At 43.3% G+C, this 15,011-nt stretch carries 13 protein-coding genes and 1 tRNA gene; 13 read left to right on the top strand and 1 reads right to left on the bottom strand.

What is annotated here, in order from left to right; genetic code table 11:
• Window positions 1-15: 15 nt before the first annotated feature.
• The 7 genes from OFN73_RS01495 to OFN73_RS01465 all read left to right on the top strand — a co-directional run bounded on the left by OFN73_RS01495 (window position 16) and on the right by OFN73_RS01465 (window position 7,320).
• Window positions 16-852, top strand: a complete 837-nt coding sequence (locus OFN73_RS01495; protein ID WP_270859394.1) for a 50S ribosomal protein L11 methyltransferase — start codon at window positions 16-18, stop codon at window positions 850-852.
• Window positions 845-2,782 carry an ATP-dependent zinc metalloprotease FtsH gene (ftsH, locus tag OFN73_RS01490; protein ID WP_270861922.1) on the top strand — a complete coding sequence of 646 codons (1,938 nt, stop codon included), beginning with the start codon at window positions 845-847 and terminating at the stop codon, window positions 2,780-2,782. The genes OFN73_RS01495 and ftsH overlap by 8 nt, the downstream gene beginning before the upstream one ends.
• Window position 2,783: 1 nt before the next feature.
• Window positions 2,784-3,521: a CDP-diacylglycerol--serine O-phosphatidyltransferase gene (gene pssA, locus OFN73_RS01485; protein ID WP_270859396.1), complete on the top strand. Its 738-nt coding sequence runs from the start codon at window positions 2,784-2,786 to the stop codon at window positions 3,519-3,521.
• 82 nt (window positions 3,522-3,603) lie between these two features.
• Window positions 3,604-5,121: a 2-isopropylmalate synthase gene (locus OFN73_RS01480; RefSeq protein WP_270861921.1), complete on the top strand. Its 1,518-nt coding sequence runs from the start codon at window positions 3,604-3,606 to the stop codon at window positions 5,119-5,121.
• 146 nt (window positions 5,122-5,267) lie between these two features.
• A complete protein-coding gene (gene atpE, locus OFN73_RS01475) occupies window positions 5,268-5,606 on the top strand; it encodes an ATP synthase F0 subunit C (protein WP_270859398.1) in 339 nt (112 codons plus the stop codon).
• 32 nt (window positions 5,607-5,638) lie between these two features.
• Window positions 5,639-5,724, top strand: a tRNA-Leu gene (locus OFN73_RS01470).
• A gap of 198 nt (window positions 5,725-5,922) precedes the next feature.
• Complete coding sequence (locus tag OFN73_RS01465; protein WP_270861920.1) at window positions 5,923-7,320, top strand: carbon starvation CstA family protein; 1,398 nt, start codon at window positions 5,923-5,925, stop codon at window positions 7,318-7,320.
• 80 nt (window positions 7,321-7,400) lie between these two features.
• Here the strand turns inward: OFN73_RS01465 and OFN73_RS01460 are convergent, their stop codons facing one another.
• On the bottom strand, window positions 7,401-7,901 hold the full coding sequence (locus OFN73_RS01460) for a YbaK/EbsC family protein (RefSeq protein ID WP_270861919.1): 501 nt from the start codon (window positions 7,899-7,901) through the stop codon (window positions 7,401-7,403).
• 91 nt (window positions 7,902-7,992) lie between these two features.
• On the opposite strand from OFN73_RS01460, the gene mnmG reads away from it, so the two are divergent.
• From mnmG to OFN73_RS01430, 6 genes are all read left to right on the top strand, one after another.
• Window positions 7,993-9,864, top strand: a complete 1,872-nt coding sequence (gene mnmG / locus OFN73_RS01455) for a tRNA uridine-5-carboxymethylaminomethyl(34) synthesis enzyme MnmG (RefSeq protein ID WP_270861918.1) — start codon at window positions 7,993-7,995, stop codon at window positions 9,862-9,864.
• A gap of 460 nt (window positions 9,865-10,324) precedes the next feature.
• Complete coding sequence (locus OFN73_RS01450; RefSeq protein WP_270861917.1) at window positions 10,325-11,887, top strand: cyclic peptide export ABC transporter; 1,563 nt, start codon at window positions 10,325-10,327, stop codon at window positions 11,885-11,887.
• 108 nt (window positions 11,888-11,995) lie between these two features.
• Window positions 11,996-12,319: a c-type cytochrome gene (locus OFN73_RS01445; protein WP_270859129.1), complete on the top strand. Its 324-nt coding sequence runs from the start codon at window positions 11,996-11,998 to the stop codon at window positions 12,317-12,319.
• A gap of 103 nt (window positions 12,320-12,422) precedes the next feature.
• Window positions 12,423-13,397, top strand: a complete 975-nt coding sequence (gene bioB, locus OFN73_RS01440; protein WP_270861916.1) for a biotin synthase BioB — start codon at window positions 12,423-12,425, stop codon at window positions 13,395-13,397.
• A gap of 54 nt (window positions 13,398-13,451) precedes the next feature.
• A complete protein-coding gene (locus OFN73_RS01435) occupies window positions 13,452-14,075 on the top strand; it encodes a riboflavin synthase (protein ID WP_270861915.1) in 624 nt (207 codons plus the stop codon).
• Window positions 14,039-14,881, top strand: coding sequence for a polyphenol oxidase family protein (locus tag OFN73_RS01430; RefSeq protein WP_270861914.1), 843 nt, complete (start codon window positions 14,039-14,041; stop codon window positions 14,879-14,881). The genes OFN73_RS01435 and OFN73_RS01430 overlap by 37 nt, the downstream gene beginning before the upstream one ends.
• Window positions 14,882-15,011 lie beyond the last annotated feature (130 nt).

Genomic DNA, 15,011 nt, shown 5'->3' with positions numbered 1-15,011 from the left:
CTTTTAAGGTTTGAGATGAAAGAATTTTATAATGAAATGAGTGTAAAGAGCCAAAACGGCTTGGAATTTTTCAAAGATTTTGTCTTTGAGCTTGGGATTTCGTGCATTGAAGAGCGCGAGGGCGAGTTTATCGTGCGCGACGAAGATAGCCTAGAAATGGTGAAATTCGCGCTAATCGAATTTAAAGAAGCTTTGCAAAAATCCACAGGGGCGCAAATTTCGCTAGAAATCGAAATTTCGCAAAAGAAAAATCAAGATTGGATAAACGAGTATAAAAAGGGCGTCGAGCCGATTGAGGTGGGTAAATTTTATGTCCGCCCTAGCTGGTGTGAGAGCAGGGCAGGGCTAATAGATATTTTAATCGACCCGGCACTTGCCTTTGGCTCAGGGCACCACGAGAGCACAAATATGTGCTTGCAAATTTTAAGCGAGATTACGAAAGAGGGCGCAAAAGCCCTTGATGTGGGCTGTGGAAGCGGAATTTTAAGTATCGCGATGAAAAAGCTTGGCGCAAATGTCAGCGCGTGCGATACTGACGAGCAAGCCACTGATGCTAGCGTGCAAAATGCGCAAAAAAACGGCGTGAGCTTGGATAAAATTTGGACAGGAAGTATCGCAGGAGCGGGCGAAAAATACGATTTAGTCGTAGCAAACATAATCGCTGATGTGATTTTGATACTAGCCAGCGATTTGAAAAACGCACTAAATCCTGGCGCACACCTCGTGCTTTCTGGAATTTTAGAAAATTACAAAGATAGAATAAAATCTGCATTTTCGGATTTGCGCTTCGTGAAAATGGAGCAAAAAAACGAGTGGTGTAGCTTTGTTTATGAGAAAGGTGAAAATGAATAATCAAAATAACAAAAATCAACAAAACGGCGGAGGAAATTTTTTCAACAAAAATCCTATTGGTATGTTTGTGGTTTTTGCGCTGATTTTAATTGTGATTTTTAGGGCAATTAGCCCAAATGGTGGCGGTTTTGGCGAGGGTGCGACCCTTGGAAATTTAGGCGTGGGACAGACTAGAAATGTCAGCTACTCAGAGCTAAAATCACAGCTTAAAACAGCTCAAATTTCGATGGTTTCTATCGGCAAAACCACGATAAAAGCCCAAAGTGGCGATACAATGTATGTGGCTCAAAGGGTCGATGATAACGAGCTTGTGAGTATTTTGGAGAGCAGAAATATCCCTTATGGCGCATATAACGAAACAAATTTACTCACGGATTTGCTTTTTAGCTGGGTTTTACCGCTTGTGATTTTCTTTGGAATTTGGATGTTTTTGGCCAATCGTATGCAAAAAAATATGGGTAGCGGTATGCTAGGAATCGGCAGTTCGAAAAATTTAATGAGCGCAGAGAAGCCAAATGTCAAATTTAGCGATGTCGCCGGTGTCGAAGAGGCCAAAGAAGAGGTCAAAGAGATAGTCGATTTCCTCAAAAACCCTGAGCGATACATAAGCTTGGGAGCGAAAATCCCAAAAGGCGTCTTGCTCGTAGGCCCTCCCGGCACGGGTAAGACACTGCTTGCAAAGGCAGTTGCGGGTGAGGCTGATGTGCCGTTTTTTTCGATTTCGGCTTCTAGCTTTATAGAGATGTTTGTGGGCGTGGGCGCAAGTAGGGTTAGAGATTTGTTTGAAACAGCCAAAAAACAAGCACCTGCGATTGTTTTTATTGATGAGATTGACGCGATTGGAAAAAGTAGAAATTCAGGCGGGATCGGCGGTGGAAACGACGAGAGAGAGCAGACCCTAAATCAACTTTTGGCAGAAATGGACGGCTTTGGCACAGAGTCTAGCCCAGTCATCGTCCTAGCAGCGACAAACCGCCCAGAGACGCTTGACGCTGCGCTTTTGCGTCCTGGTAGATTTGATAGGCAGGTTTTGGTCGATAGACCTGATTATGACGGCAGAATCGCGATTTTAAAGGTGCATATGAGAGATGTCAAATTTGCCCGTGATATCGACATTGAAGAGATTGCTAGGCTAACTGTGGGTTTTGCGGGAGCGGATTTGGCAAATATCATAAACGAAGCCGCGCTTTTAGCAGGTCGTGAGGCGAAAAAAGAGGTCGAGCAAAAAGACCTGCTCGAAGCAATTGAGCGCGTGGCGATAGGACTAGAAAAAAAATCGCGCCGTGTCAATCCTGTGGAGAAAAAAATCGTCGCTTACCACGAGAGCGGTCATGCGCTCATCGCCGAGCTTACCAAAGGCGCAATGCCAGTTAGCAAGGTTACGATTGTGCCGCGCGGGCTTGGTGCGGCTGGATATACGCTAAATTCGCCGTTTGAAAATAGATTTTTGCACCAAAGATATGAAATTTTCGCTGAAATCGATGTTTTACTCTCTGGTAGGGCGGCCGAGGAGGTCTTTTTGGGCGAGATTACAGACGGGGCTAGTAACGATTTACAGCGCGCGACTGATTGGCTAAAATTTATGGCGGCTAAGGTCGGTATGACAGACGAGCTAGGCTTAATCGTGCTTGAAAAACAGCAATATTCGTTTTTAAACGGCGGTCAGAGCATTAAGGATTACAGCGAGGAAACAGCGGTAAAAATCGACAACTATGTCCGCACAAAGCTCGATGAACGCTACAAAGCTGTGAAAGAGACCTTGCGAGTTTATGCGCCTGCAATCGAGGAAATGGTAAAAACTCTGTATGAAAAAGAGACCGTCGCTGGCGAGGTTATCGTGGAGATTATCGATAAATTTGAAAAAGAAAACAATTTGCCGACGCGTTTGGTGCGAAATTTAGCCAAAGAAAATTCAGAAGAAGAGGCGTAAAATGGAAGAAGAAAGAGGAAAATTAGTATATATTTTGCCAAATCTTTTCACCGCGGCTAGTATATTTTTGGCTATGCTTAGCATTTTTGCTTCGATAAACGGCCATTATGCTAGCGCGATTGCGTATATAATTTTTTCTTTGATTTTTGACGGACTTGACGGGCGCGTGGCAAGGCTTACGCACACGACGAGCAAATTTGGCGTAGAATTTGACAGCCTTGCTGATATAGTGGCGTTTGGCGTGGCGCCAGCGGTGCTGTTTTATTTCGTCATCGGTAAGGATTATGGGCAGGTTGGCACGCTAATTAGCGCGCTGTATGTGATTTTTGGCGCTGTGAGGCTAGCGAGATTTAATGTCACTGTGGGCACCTACGAGCCAAATGTTTTCATCGGTCTGCCGATCCCAACTGCGGCTATTACGATTGCTGTGTGGATTGGGATTTACCTCAAATACGAGGTTTCGTCTGTGTGGGGTGGCGTATTTATCATCGGCATGGCAATTTTGTCGTTTTTAATGGTTAGTAATATCCGCTTCCCAAGCTTTAAAAAGATAAATTTAAAACGGCCAAATGCGATTAAAATTTTGGTTTTGCTCATTGTTGTGTTTTTTTCGTGTCTGTATCTTTTCAAACTCGAATTCCCTGCATTTATCATTTTGCTATACATAGGATACGGGCTAGTGCGCGCGGGGCTAACGCTTATCGGGGTTAAATTTAACAAACAAAGCAAAGAGAACTAAATAATAAAATTTATCAATTCCAACTAAATTTAAGCCTAAAATTGCTATAATCGCCAAATTTTATCAAATGAAAGGGTAGGTTATGGATAAAAATAAAATTATTATTTTTGATACGACATTGCGCGACGGCGAGCAAAGCCCGGGCGCTTCGATGAATACAGAAGAAAAAATCCGCCTTGCACTCCAATTAGAAAAACTCGGCGTCGATGTTATCGAGGCTGGGTTTGCAGCGGCTAGTCCGGGGGATTTCGACGCGATTAATCAAATCGCAAAGGCTACTAGTAAGATTAGGGTTTGTTCGCTATCTCGCGCGCTCGAAAACGATATCAAGGCCGCAGCGCAGGCTATCGCGCCAGCGAAATTTCAGCGCATACACACCTTCATCGCCACTAGCCCGATTCACATGGAATTTAAGCTAAAAATGAAGCCTGATGAGGTCATCAAACGCGCAGTTGCGGCTGTGCAATACGCGAAGACTTTCACAGATGATGTGGAGTTTAGTTGCGAGGATGCGTGCAGAAGCGATGTGGGCTTTATGAAGGAAATTTGCGAGGCGGTTATCGGCGTGGGCGCAACTACGATAAATTTACCAGATACCGTGGGATATCGCTTGCCAAATGAAATTTACGCGATTTTTAAAGAAATGGTCGAATTTATAGATGGTAGAGCGATAGTATCAGCTCACAATCACAACGATTTAGGACTTGCCACAGCAAACACACTAGCGTGCATTGAAGCTGGCGCGCGCCAAGTCGAATGCACCATAAATGGCCTTGGCGAGAGGGCTGGAAATACTGCGCTCGAAGAGATTGCAATGGTCGTAAAAACTAGAAATGACCATTTCTCGCCACTTTATACGGATATAATTTTCAAAGAAATTTATCCATCAAGCCGTCTAGTCGCAAGTATCACAGGCATCGAACCGCAACCAAATAAGGCAATCGTGGGCAAAAACGCCTTCGCGCACGAAAGCGGAATCCACCAAGACGGCGTTTTAAAACACCGCGAAACTTACGAGATTATGAAGGCTGATGATATCGGGCTGGATAAAAACTCTCTCGTGCTTGGCAAACACAGCGGACGCCACGCTTTCAAGGACAAATTAATATCCCTTGGCTATGAGTTAGACGAGGCGCAGTTGCAAGTGGCGTTTGAGAAATTTAAAATTTTAGCCGATAGCAAAAAAGATGTCTATGATGAGGATTTAAGAGAGCTTGTAAATGACGAATTTATGGGCGCGAAAACCAAAGCTTACGAGATCGCGCTTCTTAGCTCAAATGGCTGCAACAAAGGCCACGCAAGCGCGGCTGTCACGCTAAATCACGATGAAATTTTGCTAAGCGATAGCGCGCTTGGAAATGGTGGGGTCGATGCGATTTTTAAAGCGATTGATCGCATAAGCAAGGTTAGTGGCGAGCTCAAAGATTATCAAGTCAAGGCTGTATCCAAAGGCAAAGATGCTCTTGCCAAAGTAACCGTTAAGGTCGAATTTGAGGGCACTGGCGCGATTATGGGGCATGGGCTTGATGTCGATACAATGCTAGCCTCAGCCAAGGCTTATGTCGGCGCATTAAATACATATTTAGCTTCGAAAAAATAAAATTCATAAAGTGGCGAAATTTGGGCGAATTTTGCCACTTTTTTAAACTAATTAAAAGCAAAATTTCACTAGAATACCGCACTCAAAATGTTCTTAGTAGGGGACAGATCCGAAAGGCGTTTTGAAATTTTATTTTGGAGACTTTTATGAAAAAAGTTTTGGTTTTACTTTTCGCGCTTTGTGGCGCAGCATTCGCAGGTGAGGAGCTTAGCGCTTATACTCAAATCGTATCATACTCAGCAATCGCTGTTGGTATCGTTCTTGGTTTTGCCGCTCTTGGTGGCGCTGTTGGTATGGGTAATGCAGCTAATGCAACAATCCTTGGTATCGCTCGCAACCCAAGCGTAGCTAGCAAACTATCAACTACAATGTATATTTCGCTAGCGATGATCGAAGCACAAGTTATTTATGCGCTTGTTATCGCATTTATCTTGCTTTTCGCTAATCCTTTTGTTACAGACGCTCTTACAAAAGCAGCTGCGTAATCACTCGCCCGCACTTTCGCGGGCTCTTTCATGCGACCATGGTGGAATTGGTAGACACGCTATCTTGAGGGGGTAGTGCGCTTCGCGTGTGCGAGTTCAAATCTCGCTGGTCGCACCATAAATTTTATTCAAATTTACTATTTCAAATTTACTCATTAACAAAATCATATAAAAATCACATAAAAATCACATTTTTTCCAAATTTTAAGCAATATTATTTGTAAATATTACATAAATTCAAATTAAATTTATGTAACATTATATACAATTTTACAAACAATTTTTTTTGTTTTGAATTCTTTTTCGAGGAGGAAAAATGCTTTGGTTTTTCTTTTGTGTAGCGCTTCTGATTGGAGCGTTTTTTACATACGGAAAATTCGTAGAAAGTGTTTTTGGTGCCAGTGCTGAGCGCAAAACTCCTGTGCATGACATGGCCGATGGCGTGGATTATGTCAAAATGTCAGATTGGAAAATCTATCTGATCCAAATCCTAAACATCGCCGGTCTTGGACCTGTATTTGGTCCGATTATGGGTGCGCTTTATGGTCCTGTGGCTATGCTATGGATCGTCATCGGAACGATTGTAGCAGGTGCTGTGCATGACTACTTTTCTGGTATGTTAAGCGTGCGCGCAAACGGTGCTTCTATCCCTACCGTCGTAGGTGTGCAGTTAGGAAACTGGGCGAAACACTTCATGAACATTTTCGCTCTTGTATTGCTCGTGCTCGTTGGTGTTGTTTTTACAACTGGTCCTGCTGGTCTTCTTAAAGGCATTACAGGTATGGAAGCTGGTATTTGGGTAATCATCATTTTTGCTTACTACTTTATCGCGACACTATTTTCAATCGATAAAATCATCGGTAGATTTTATCCGATATTCGGTGCCTTGCTGATTTTCATGTCAGTTGGTCTTACTGTCGGATTTATCGTCAGCGGCAGAAGCTTCTATCCAGAGGGTCTAAATTTCTTCGTAAATATGGATCCAAAAGACCTTCCACTATGGCCATTGCTTTTCGTTACTATTAGTTGTGGTGCGCTTTCAGGCTTCCACGCTACACAATCACCACTTATGGCTAGATGTATCCAAAACGAAAAATCAGGTAGAATGGTTTTCTACGGCGCAATGATTGGTGAGGGTATTATTGGCCTTATTTGGTGCACACTTGGTCTAAGCTTCTATGAGACCAGAGAGGCTCTTGCAGCAGCTGGTAACCCAGCACAAGTAGTCCATGAGATCTCAAAAACACTTCTTGGACCTGTTGGTGGTATCATTGCGGTTCTTGGTGTCGTTATTTTGCCTATCACATCTGGCGATACTGCGTTCCGTGCGGCTCGTTTGATTATCGCCGATTTTTTCAAAATGCCACAAAGAGATATCGTAAAACGACTTTTCATTGCCGTTCCGCTATTTGCTATCGGTATCGGTCTATCTCAAATCGACTTTGGTATCATTTGGAGATATTTTGGTTGGGCAAACCAAACAACTGCGACTATCATGCTATGGGCAGCGTCAGCCTACCTATACCGCAGAGGTAAATTCTTCTGGGTTACTTTGATCCCAGCAATCTTTATGTCAAATGTCGTAATCGCTTACCTTGTAAATGCGAAAATCGGCTTTAATATGCCTATGACTATCGCGACAGCGGCTGGTATCATCGGCACTATCGTTATCTTGCTACTATTTTTCAAACTCAAAAAAGTTAGCGAAGAATAATCACAAGGGGCAAATTTTGCCCCTTTTTTAAATTTTTCAAATCTTATTATTTTTAAAATTCTTCTATTTTATTGGAAAATTTAGCCTAAATTTTCGCCAAATTTAGCGAATTTTACCAGTTTTGGATTTGCGATTTTTTGATAATCTTTTGCGTTTAAAATCACCGAGTGATCGAGCAAGCCTGCGTTAAAGGCAATCTCATCGTAACGCGTAAAAAGCGCAGGGTCGCAGACTAAAACTAGCTTTTCGTGGAAGCTAAACGGCGGCACAGAGCCAAAAACGCAATCACTTAGCTCCAACCCCTCTGCTGGGGATACTAGCGAAGCGCGGTTTCGCTCAAATGCCCGTGAAAGCGCGCTCAAATCCGCTTGCATATCGGCTGGAAGCACGGCTAGGGCATAGATTTTTTCTCCGCCACCTTTTAGGGTGCAAATTAGAGCCTTTGCGCCCTGTCCAAGCTCGGTGCCTCTTACTTTGGCAACCTCTGCGCTAGTGCCTACGCTATCGTGAGTTACGACGCGAAATTTTGCCCCGTTAGCCTCTAAAATTTCAACGATTTTATTAAAAATTTTCTCGCTCATTTTCAATCCTTTTTAAATTTTAAAAGCTCAATTTTACCAAAATTTCATAGAGTTTTTGATACTATCGCACGCAAAATTTTAAAGGAAAAATATGAATTATGATGTGATAGTTATAGGCGGCGGACACGCTGGAATCGAGGCTGCGCTAGCAAGCGCGAAAATGGGCGTGCGCACACTTTTGATTACGATTTTAGTTGAGCAATTAGGCGCTGCAAGCTGTAATCCCGCAATCGGCGGTCTTGCCAAAGGGCATTTAGTCAAAGAACTCGACGCTCTTGGCGGTCAAATGGGGCGCACCACCGATGAGTGCGGTATTCAATTTCGCATACTAAACGAGAGCAAAGGCCCAGCTGTGCGTGGTTCGCGCGCGCAAATCGATATGGATAAATACCGCATTTATATGCGAAATTTGCTTTTAAACACACCAAATTTGGAGCTCACGCAAGAGATTGCAACCGAAATTTTAAGCGAAAATCGTGGTGATGAAATCATCGTGCGAGGCGTGAAAACCCACCTTGGCAACGAATACACCGCCAAAAAGGTCGTCATCACCACTGGCACATTTTTAAACGGCCTTGTGCATGTGGGCGAAAGCACCATAGAAGCGGGGCGCGTGGGCGAATTACCATCGAAAAATCTCTCAAATTCGCTCAAATCTTTCGGGCTAAAAATGGGCAGGCTCAAAACCGGCACCTGCCCTAGAATTGACGCAAAAACAATTGATTTTAGCGTCTTGGAGCGTCAAGACGGCGACGAAAATCCAAAGCCATTTAGCTTCCGCACCGAAAATTTCGCGCCAAATCAGCTTCCATGCTACATCGCCTACACAAACGAAAAAACCCACGAGATAATCAGCTCAAATTTCGCCCGCGCGCCGATGTTTACTGGGCAAATTTCAAGCACGGGACCAAGGTATTGCCCTAGCATAGAAACCAAAATTTACGAATTTCCAGATCGCGAGCGCCACCATGTCTTCGTCGAGCCCCAGACTGCGCAGGCTAGCGAGTATTATGTCAATGGACTTTCGACTTCGCTGCCTTACGATGTGCAAGTTAGCTTTATCCGCTCGATTAAGGGCTTTGAAAACGCCAAAATCGTGCGCCCAGGATACGCTATCGAATACGACTATGTCGATCCAACTGAGCTCAAACACTCTTTGGAGTGCAAAAAGGTCTCGGGGCTGTATCTTGGCGGACAGATTAATGGCACCACAGGCTACGAGGAGGCTGGGGCGCAGGGGCTTATGGCAGGCATTAATGCTGGTCTTGCCGTACGCGCCAAAGAGCCGCTAATCTTGCGCCGTGATGAGGCCTATATCGGCGTGCTGATTGATGATTTGGTCACCAAAGGTACGAAAGAGCCATACAGAATGTTTACTTCGCGCGCCGAGTTTAGGCTACTTTTGCGCGAGGATAACGCGATTTTGCGCCTTGGCAAATACGGGCATGAAATAGGGCTGATTGATGATGAAATTTATAGCAAAATTTGCAAGATTGAGGGCGAGACGAGGGCTGGCGTGGAGCTTTTAGAGGCCAAAGAACTCACGCCAAACAAGGCAAATTTGGCGTTTTTATCTGAGCTTGGCGAAGAGCCGATAAGCCAAAATGTAAGCTTGCAAAAAATCGTAGCTAGAAAGAGCTTTACAAAAGAGAAATTAAAGTCGCTTGACCCGATTTTTGCGGGATTTTGCGATGAGAGTTTGGAGCAAATTTTAGTCGAGTGCAAATACAAACACTACATTGCCGAACAGCGCGCCAGCATTGATAAAATGAAGGATATGCTAAGTGTGAAAATCCCTGAGGACTTCGATTTTCGCGCGGTTAGCGGACTTAGCAATGAAGTGGTCGAAAAGCTAGAAAAATTTGCCCCGCCGACGCTATTTGCTGCAAGCGAGATTTCAGGTGTAACACCTGCCGCGATTGATATTTTGCACATTTATATCAAAATGCGCGGGAAAAAATAGCGAAATTTACGCTAAATTTGTTATTAAAAAGGCGACAAATAAAGCGTAAATTTTGCCTAATCTGTCATTGCGAGAATTTGCGTAGCAAATTCGAAGCAATCCAGAAAAATTTAGAGCAAAATTCTACTTAAATTTAGCATTGAACGATTTTTTAAATTTTAAGCGAAATTTTGAAATTCTTTGTAAGGGGGAGGGCGCGCTTTTTAGGAGACGCTACCCTCCCCCTTACCAACCCCCACCCCTGTAAAACCTTAAAACCAGCTAAATTTAAAGCTTCGCTTTAAATTTAGCTGGTTTTATTTTTACTGAAATGCTTCGCATTTCTTTGCAATTTCGGGGCAGTGTTTGGGGGTTGCGCTAGCGAAATGCCAAATTTTAAAATTTCAAATTTTCCAAATTTAAAATTTATAAAATTTTTTGTGCTTAAATTCTGCGATTAAACAAATTTAAGGACAAAATTTTGAAACACTACAAAGGTTTTGGCAAGCAAATTTTGCTAATGATTATCTTTAATGCCGTTTATAGTGGCGCTGGAATCGCGATTTTGGCGTTTATCAACAAATATTTGCTAGGCGAGGGCGAGAAAACGACCTCGCTAATTTTTATGTTTTTTGGGCTTTTGGTGCTGTTTTTGGCTCTCTCGGTCGCTTCGCGCGCCGTGCTTTGCGTGATTGAAAACAACTTCGTCTTCAACCTGCGCTCAAAGGTCATCAAACAGATAATCGATACGAAATTTGAGCGCATTGAGGCCGCGTCAAAGGCGAATTTGCTGGCGTCGCTAAGCTCTGATATTTCGCGCCTGACTGACGGATTTATGCGCATTAGCGAGCTAATCCAGGGCGGTATGACGGTCGTGTTCGCTGGAATTTATACGATTTACATTTCGCCGAAAATGTTTTTGTTTTTGTTCGTGTGGATCGGCGCGCTGATGATTTTAAACCAGCTAATCATGCGCAAAGTAATGCAAAATTTCGACGCTTACCGCAAAAACGAGGACGAGCTTTACAAGAACTATTCTAAGGCGATTGAGGGGCACAAGGAGCTTTCGCTAAACATAAAAAAAGCGCGCTATCTTTACGAAAACGAGTTTATCCCAAACGCAAACAATCTGCGCCAAACCTCGCTAAAAGCGCAGGTTTATCAGGCATTTGCGGGGAATTTTATGAGCGTGATGATGCTAGGAGCTGTGGGCGTGGTGCTGTTTTGGGGGCTAAATGGTGGCGCTCAGGCCCTCGCAAATGCCGTAACAATCGCGCTTACGATACTATTTTTGCGCGCGCCACTAATGATGCTCGTTTTCTCTTTCCCAAGCATTTTGCGCGCCAAAATCGCTTACCAAAAAATCGAGGAATTAGGGCTAGATCCGCATGTGGCGGGATTTGAAATAAAAAATTTGCCTGCGTGGCAAAAACTCGAATTAAAAAATGTAAGTTTTACCTATAAAAATGGCAAATTTGGCGTGAAAAATCTAAATTTAGCCATAAATTCGGGCGAGGTCGTGTTTCTAGTCGGCGAAAACGGCAGCGGCAAATCGACGCTGTTTATGATTTTATCAGGACTTTATGGCGCGCAAAGTGGCGAAATACGCGCCGATGAGTGCGCTATATGCGCCGATGAGCTTCGCGCATATAGTAATAACATAAGCGCGGTTTTTAGCGATTTTTATCTGTTTGATTATATCGTGGGCGATGAAAACACTGCGCGCGAGTGGCTCGAAATCATGGAAATTTCGCAAAAGGTCAGTATCGAAGGGGGCAAATTTAGCACCACAAATCTCTCCGCAGGTCAGCGCAAACGCCTAGCACTCGCGGCTGCGCTTAGCGAGGGGCGCAAATTTATTATGCTCGATGAGTGGGCAGCAGATCAAGACCCGCACTTTCGCGCGCACTTTTACGAGTGCATAATCCCAAGGCTCAAAGAGCGCGGATACACGATATTTGCGATAAGCCACGATGATAAATATTTCGGCGTGGCAGATAAAATTTATAAAATGAGCGGGGGCGAAATTTCGCAAATTCGCTGAAATTTTGGTTTAAATTTTGTCGGATTAATTTTTCTTTGATAAAAATTTAATTTTAATTTACAAAATTTAGATTATACTTCACACGCAATTTAACTGAAAGGATCGAAAATGAAAAAAGTTTTCATCGCATGTGCTGCATTGGCGGCAATTAGTTCAAGTGCTTTTGCTGCTGACGGAGAGGCGCTATTCAAAAAATGCGCAGCATGCCACGGCGCAAACGCTGACAAACCTTACCTAGGCGGTAAAGTTCCAGCGCTAAACACACTTGCAAAAGACGATATTATCGCTAGCGTCAAAGGCTACAAAGAAGGCACTGTCGGCGACGGCGGTAAGGGCAAATACGGCATGGCTGGCGTAATGAAAGGCCAAGTCGCAACACTAGATGACGAGTCAATCGCAGCATTGGCTGATTTCATCGAAAGCAAAAAATAATCCCCCTTTTTAATCAATTCTAGCCTGGCGCGTCCCCCTCGCGTCAGGCTTTTTTAATTTAATCAAATTTATAATCATTGAAATTTCGAAATTTGGAGCTTTTATGAGCGATTTAAATTTTATAAACGAGATGAAAAACAAGGCTATCGCCACTGAGAGTTTAAGCAAAAATGAAGCGTTAAATTTAGCCAAAACTAGCGATTTGGACGCACTTTTGAGCACGGCAAATGAGATTAGGCAAATTTGCTGTGGCGATGAGTTTAATTTTTGCTCGATTATAAATGCGCGTTCTGGCAAATGCTCGGAGGATTGCAAATACTGCGCCCAGTCTGCGCATTTTAAAACAGGTTGCGAAACTTACTCGCTTTTGAACCCTGCGCCCGTTTTGCAAATGGCAGGGCAAAACGAAAAGGCAAAAGTTCATCGCTTTTCGCTCGTTGCCAGTGGTCGCGGGATAAGCGAAAATGACAAAGATATGCCAAAAATCGAGCAAATTTATCGTGCGCTAAGAGAGCAGACGAATTTGCACCTTTGCGCTTCGTTTGGGCTTGCTTCAAAAGAAGCTTTGCAAAAGCTAAAAGATAGTGGCGTGAAAACCTATCATCATAATTTAGAGACTTCACGCAGGTTTTATCCGCGAATTTGCACCACGCACAGCTATGATGATAGAGTGCAAACTATCAAAAACTGCCACGCTGTCGGGCTTGATGTGTGTAGCGGCGGGATTTTTGGGCTTGGCGAGAGCGTGGAAGACCGCATAGATATGGCGTTTGAGTTGCGCTCACTTGGCGTAAGCTCCGTGCCGATAAACATTTTAATGCCGATTTTAGGCACTCCGCTTCAAAACTGCGCTCCGCTTAGCGAAGAAGAAATTTTACGCTCAATCGCCGTGTATCGCTTTATTTTACCACGCGTTTATCTGCGTTTTGCTGGCGGACGAGTAAAGCTAGGTAAAAGTATCGAAAAAGCGCTAAATTCCGGCGTAAATTCGGCGATTACGGGGGATTTTCTCACCACCACAGGGGATAGCATAAAAGGCGATATGGCGCTTGTTTCTTCGCTTGGGTTTAGGATATAAATTTGCGAATTTAAGCTGTTTTTTGTAAAATTTCGCAAAAATTTTGGAGAAAAAATGTTTAACGGACTAATTAGGGAAATCGCCGAAGTTGCTAGTTTCAGCGGAAATTCGCTTCGAATTCGCGCTAAATTTCGCCCTGAGCGTATCGGCGATAGTATCGCTATAAACGGCGCGTGTTTGAGCGTAACGCAAATTTTAGCTGACGGCTTTGTCGTGGAGATTTCGAGCGAAACCGCCGCACTCATCGCAACGCAAAATTTCAGAGGCAGAGTGCATATCGAACCTGCTATGCGTTTAGGAGAGCGAATCGACGGGCATTTGGTGCAAGGGCATATCGACGGCGTGGGCGAAATCACAAAAATCACAAAGCTAAAAAGCGGATATGATTTTTTTATAAATTTGCCAAAAAATTTAATGCCGTTTGTCGCAAATAAAGGCTCCGTGGCGATTGATGGTGTGAGTTTAACCATAAATGAAGTTTTAGAGCGTGGAATTCGCCTAACGATAATCCCGCAAACTATGAAAGATACGCTATTTGGTGAGTTTAAAACGGGGCGAAAAGTAAATGTCGAAACCGATTTGCTCGCAAGATACGCAGCGCGAATTTTGGGCTTTGTGGGCGAGAAAAAAGAGAGTTTGTCGTGGGATCAGGTGAATTTGATTTCAAGCCTTTACTAAATGCCTTTAAATTCGGCTTTACCGATAAATTTGGTTTAGCTAACGCAATTTTTAAGGATACTGCGCCGAAAAATTTGAACGGCGAAAATTTGGGAAAATTTGGCGAATTTAACCTTGCTTTTCATGTTGGCGATAAATTTGAAAATGTGCTAAAAAATCGTTTTAAACTGGCAAATTTGCTGGGTTTGCCTTTGCGAAATTTAATCTTTATGAACCAAATCCATAGTGATAAAATTTGCGTTGTAGATGAAAAATTTATGGCTGAATTTGGGGCGAAATTTGATAAATTTTTTGAATTTGGCGAATTTAAAAGTGAAAATTTGCAAAGTGAATTTATGAAAATTTTCCCCGAGTGCGATGCTTTGGTTACGAATTTGCGTGGCGTGGGGCTTTGCGTAATGGTGGCGGATTGTTCGCCTGTGCTACTTTTTGATGAGAAAAACGGCGCCGTGGGCGTCGTTCACGCTGGCAGAGCCGGGATTACGCAAAAAATCGTAACCAAAACAGCCCTTAAAATGAGCGAAATTTACGGCTCGAAAATTTGCGATTTAAGCGTAATCGTGGGGGCAAATATAAGGGGCGAGTGCTACGAAGTGGGAAATTTGGATTTGGGCGAATTTAACGCCTTTAAGCGTGGCGATAAATTTGATATGAATTTAGCTTTAAAAGCCGAATTGAACGAACTTGGCATAAAAAAATTCGCATTTAGCAAATTTTGCACTCACTGCGAAAATTCGCTTTACTCATATCGCCGAGAGCGTGAAACCGGTCGTTTCTGCGGATTTGTTTTTTTGGAGAATAATTAATGAATAGCGAAAGAAAACCTATTTTAGTTTTAAGAAGATTAAAAAATACAAAATCTAAGATTCATATAATCTATTGGTATTCGTGGTTTGTTTTAATGTCTTTTCTTTCGCTATATGGTATTTTTGCAAA

Source organism: Campylobacter sp. JMF_14 EL1 (genome assembly GCF_027737585.1).
Taxonomy (GTDB): domain Bacteria; phylum Campylobacterota; class Campylobacteria; order Campylobacterales; family Campylobacteraceae; genus Campylobacter_B.
Note: the sequence above shows the minus strand (reverse complement) of the source record. Positions and strands in the feature narration are given on the sequence as shown.